2 protein-coding genes and 1 pseudogene are annotated in these 4,123 nt (G+C 70.5%); 1 reads left to right on the top strand and 2 read right to left on the bottom strand.

Features of this window, described 5'->3' with window-relative positions:
* Both G6R24_RS18840 and G6R24_RS18835 read right to left on the bottom strand, forming a co-directional pair.
* Positions 1–284 (bottom strand): annotated as a pseudogene (locus G6R24_RS18840) (hypothetical protein); the annotation flags it as partial.
* Positions 281–2,869, bottom strand: coding sequence for an HAD family hydrolase (locus G6R24_RS18835; protein ID WP_163550521.1), 2,589 nt, complete (start codon positions 2,867–2,869; stop codon positions 281–283). The gene G6R24_RS18835 and the pseudogene G6R24_RS18840, both read right to left, overlap by 4 nt.
* A 399-nt stretch (positions 2,870–3,268) precedes the next feature.
* Here G6R24_RS18835 and G6R24_RS18830 point away from each other — a divergent pair.
* Positions 3,269–4,123, top strand: an 855-nt coding sequence (locus tag G6R24_RS18830) for an ABC transporter permease (protein WP_225438726.1), incomplete at its 3' end; no start/stop codon positions are given.

The following is a 4,123-nucleotide window of genomic DNA, read 5'->3' as shown; positions in this document are numbered from 1 at the left end:
CCGGTGGACGCGGACGGGCCGGTGGACGCGGACGGGCCGGTGGACGCGGACGGGCCGGTGGACGTGGTTGGTGGCGGCGTCCCGGGTCCGCCGCGTACCTCGAACGGCCCGCGTACGGGCTGCTCGTCGGCCTCGGCCGACGCCGGCTCCGCGGCCTGAAAGACCGATGGTTCGGGAGCCTGGTGGGCGTGCGGTCGGGTGGTCCGGGACGGGGCCAGCTCGCCGCCTTCGGCGGTCGGCCCGGCCCCGGCGGGGTCGGGAGCGGGATCCGCCTGTTCGGTCACCGCAGTCCTCCCAGCTCGCGCCGGATCTTGCGGGCGGCCCGCACCGGCAGCCCGTCGCGGGCCGGACCGGCCGCGGGCAGTGCCAGCGGATCGCCGCGGATGCCCATCCAGCCGAAGGCCATCTCGACCTCCAGAGCGTAGACCCCGGCGAGCTGTGGCTGCGACGTCAGATCGATGGTGTAGACGAACTGCGGGTCGTCACCGACGATCTCGACCAGGTTGGGTTGCAGCAGTCGCAGACCGACCAGCGCGAGCTGCTGGGCCGGGTCGTCCAGCGAGGTGATCGTCACCTTGTAGGGCTCGCTGATGTTGTTGATGTGGAAGGACAGCGTCAGCCAGTCCAGGCGCAGCAGGCCGCGCCGGCCGGCCGGGTCGATCCGAATCCGCCGGGCGCCCACGGCGTCCACGTGCAGCCGTACCAGCGACAGGCCGTCGCGGGCCGAACGGGTGATCGCGGTGTCCTTCGTCCCGTTGACGAAGTCCGCGCCGGTGTCGACGTAGACCTCCACCGGGCCGGCCGCGGCCTCGGGTGAGACCTCCTCGGACGGAACACCCGCGGCGGCGGCGAGCCCGGCGACGATCGCCAGCGGGCGGTTCGCCACCCCGGCGACCCCGGCCGGCCAGTACAGCTCGCGCATGGAGATCTTGTCGACGTCCGCCGGGGTGAGGTAGGGCATCCGCCGTACCAGTTCCGGGGGCAGCAGACCCTCGCTGGAATCCGAGCCGAAGTTGTCGTCATGGGCCCAGGACCCGAACGCGGCAGCCTCCGCGGCGGTCGGTCGGGCGATGAACCGGGTCAGCGTGCGCAGACCGGCGTGCCGTGCCCCGGGGGCTGACAGCGGCGGCATCGGCGTCTCGGAGCGGCGGTAACGCAGCCATTCCCGCTGAAAGGCGAGGATGCCGTCCTGGACGGCGGCCCGCTGGGCGACCTGGGTGCGTGAGGTGCGGTCGATGCTGAGCACCGGGTTGCTCATCTCGTCGAAGGAGACGAGCGAGCCCACATCGGGCATGCACAGCTGCTCGAGCACCTCGGGGCTGCGCATGAGCTGGTTGGCCAGCATCTCCGGCTGGCCGCCGGAGGCCAGGTAGCCCTCGAGCTCGAGGCCGCCGAGCCGGTGGACCAGCGCCGCCTGGTTCGTCGCCAGGTACAGGCCGAGGATGTCCAGCCGGCGCCCGGTGGAGGCGAGCAGCCGGGCGAGCAGGGCCTGGATGGTGCCGCCCCAGCCCAGGTCGAGCACGACCATCCGCCCCGACTCGGGCAGCTGGCTGTCCAGGTAGTTGACGTAGCGTTCGCGCAGGCGGGTGGCGGTGAGCACGATCTCGCTGCGAATCCGCTCGTCCGAGCACAGGGCCTCGAGCGTGTCGTCGAGCAGACCGGGCACGTCCAGGCGGCGCTCGGCCAGCGCCGAGATGCCGGCGACGTTGTCCAGCCGGACGCCGAGCTGGCGCAGCAACTGCCCGACGCTGGGGGCGTGCCGGCGGACCAGGAAGCTCTTCAGCTCCTCCGGGCTGCCCTCGAACACGTTCGACAGCGCGCACACCTGCCGGGACGCCCACACCGTGGACGTGGTGATCCCGATGTCCTCACCGGGGTCGACGAGCAGCCGGGACAGGAAGTCGCCCTCACGCATCAGGCAGTGGATGTGGTCGGCGCCGAAGTCCCGGGCCCGTTCCACCGCCCATTCGGCGAAACCGGCGAAGACCGGGCCGAACACGGTCGCGCCGGTCTCCCAGTAGCGCCGCAGCCCGGCGGGGACGGCCAGCGCGTCGGAGCGGTGCAGCGTCCGGGCGCGCAGGGCGGTCATGCCGTAGTCGCCGTCCACGGGGTCGATCGCGGTGTCGTCCCCGGGCTGCCCGCGCAGCCCTTCGAGTTCGAGGGTCTGGCGCAGCGAACCGGAGTACTTGGGGTAGTGGATGGCGACGAGCCCGTGCTCGCGGGCGCCCTCGACGTCGGCCACGGGATGGTCACCGAGGTGGACGACGCGGGACGGCTGCAGCTTCGAGGCGGCCAGCATGTGCTGGAACAGCCCGTCGCTCTTGGACGTCCCGGCGTCCGACGAGGTGAAGATCCGGGTGAACTGCACGCCGGCGATCTCCGGGCGGTTCAGCAGCCGCTCGAGCTGGCCGGCGGAGAAGTACGTGTCGGACAGCAGGTACACCGGCAGTCCGAGTTTGGTCATCGCGAGTTCGGCGAGTTCCACGACGGCGAGGTCGGCCCGGCACAGCTCGCGCTCGACGGCGACCTCCGCGTCGATCAGGTCCTGCACGCCGGCGGTACCCGGCAGCGCCGGCAGCAGCAGCTGCCAGATCTCGTCGAGGCGGACCTCGTGGGTGCCGCGGGTCTCGTGCGCGTGCACCCGGGCGAGGTGCTCGGCGTGCACCCGCAGCCGGGCGAACTCGCCGGGGGACACACTCGCCGGGAGGTGCCCGGCGTCGGCGAGCCGGTGGCCCAGCAGCAGGAACGCGTGCGTGGGTTCGGGAACCATGCGCCAGAGCAGAGTGTCGAACACGTCCAGGGTCAGGGCCTGTGCCCCGCCCGACTCCAGATGCGACCACACTTCGCGTAGTCGGACGTCGGTGAACACGGCCGTCCCCTCCATGCGGCCCTGGGGGCGGCCGCCTTTTGCCGGGTGGCCCTCGACGGCACACCGCACGTCGAGTATTCCCGAGCGGCATCAGCCGGCCGAAGCCAGATGGACGCCATCGATACTATGGAGCACGCTTCGACCGCCCACCACCGGACCGGATGGTGACACCCCGGACAGGCGGCGTCGTGCTCCTGACAGTGGCACGGTAGCGTCAGTTTTCCGGCCGGATGCGGGACGCTTCATCATCGTTCACCAATGGTTGTGCTCCTACCACCATGTCGCCCACGTGCCGGGCCAGGTCAGGAGGAAGGGGTCGGGCCGTGCTGGTCGGGTCCAGTGAGGAGCGGACAGGCTGTGTCACATCTCGCTGACGCTCCGGCGCCGGCTGTGGGTCCGGTGACGACGTCACCGCCACCCGCCCCGCACGGTGAGCCGAACCACGCCGCGGATCCGAGTCGTCTGGCCCGGCGCAGCCGGGCGCAGACGAAGGTCCGCTGGGAGCTGCTGCGCAACCTGGTCCGCAAGGACCTGAAGGTCAAGTACAAGGGCTCGTCGCTGGGGTTCGCCTGGTCGCTGGCGAACCCCATGCTGCTGCTGGTCGTGTACACCTTCGTCTTCCAGGTCGTGCTGAAGTCCGGCATTCCACGATTCGGCATCTACCTGATGTCCGGCATGCTGATCTGGAACGCGTTCTCCGGCAGCGTCTCCTCGGCCTGTGGAAGCGTGGTGGCGAACGCGAACCTGGTCAAGAAGGTGCGCTTCCCGCTGGCGGTGCTGCCACTGTCCGCGGTCGGTTTCGCCGCCGTGCACTTCCTGTTGCAGCTGCTGGTGCTGTTCGTGGTGATCCTTGGGCTCGGCTATCACCTGCTCGGGCCGAACCTGCTGCTGCTCCTGCCGGCGGGCGCGGTGGCGCTGGTCTTCACCATCGCGATGTCCCTGCTGGTCAGCGCGCTCAACGTGCGCTACCGCGACACCTCGCACCTGCTCGACGTCGCCCTGCTCGCCTGGTTCTGGCTCAACCCGATGGTCTATGCCTTTGGTCTCATCCAGAACCAGCTGGGCGAATGGACCTGGGTCTATCTGCTGAACCCGATGGCGGTGGTGGTCATCTCGTTCCAGCGGGCGATCTACGATGCGCCGGCGAACAACTCCACCGGGAAATCGGCCATCCTCGCCCATGCCGGGTACGGGTTCTATCTGGAACACCTGGCCATCGCCGGCGCGATCTCCGCCGTTCTGCTGCTGATCGGG

Origin of the sequence: Candidatus Frankia nodulisporulans (genome assembly GCF_902806475.1) — a bacterium.
GTDB lineage: Bacteria > Actinomycetota > Actinomycetes > Frankiales > Frankiaceae > Frankia > Frankia umida.
Note: the sequence above shows the minus strand (reverse complement) of the source record. Positions and strands in the feature narration are given on the sequence as shown.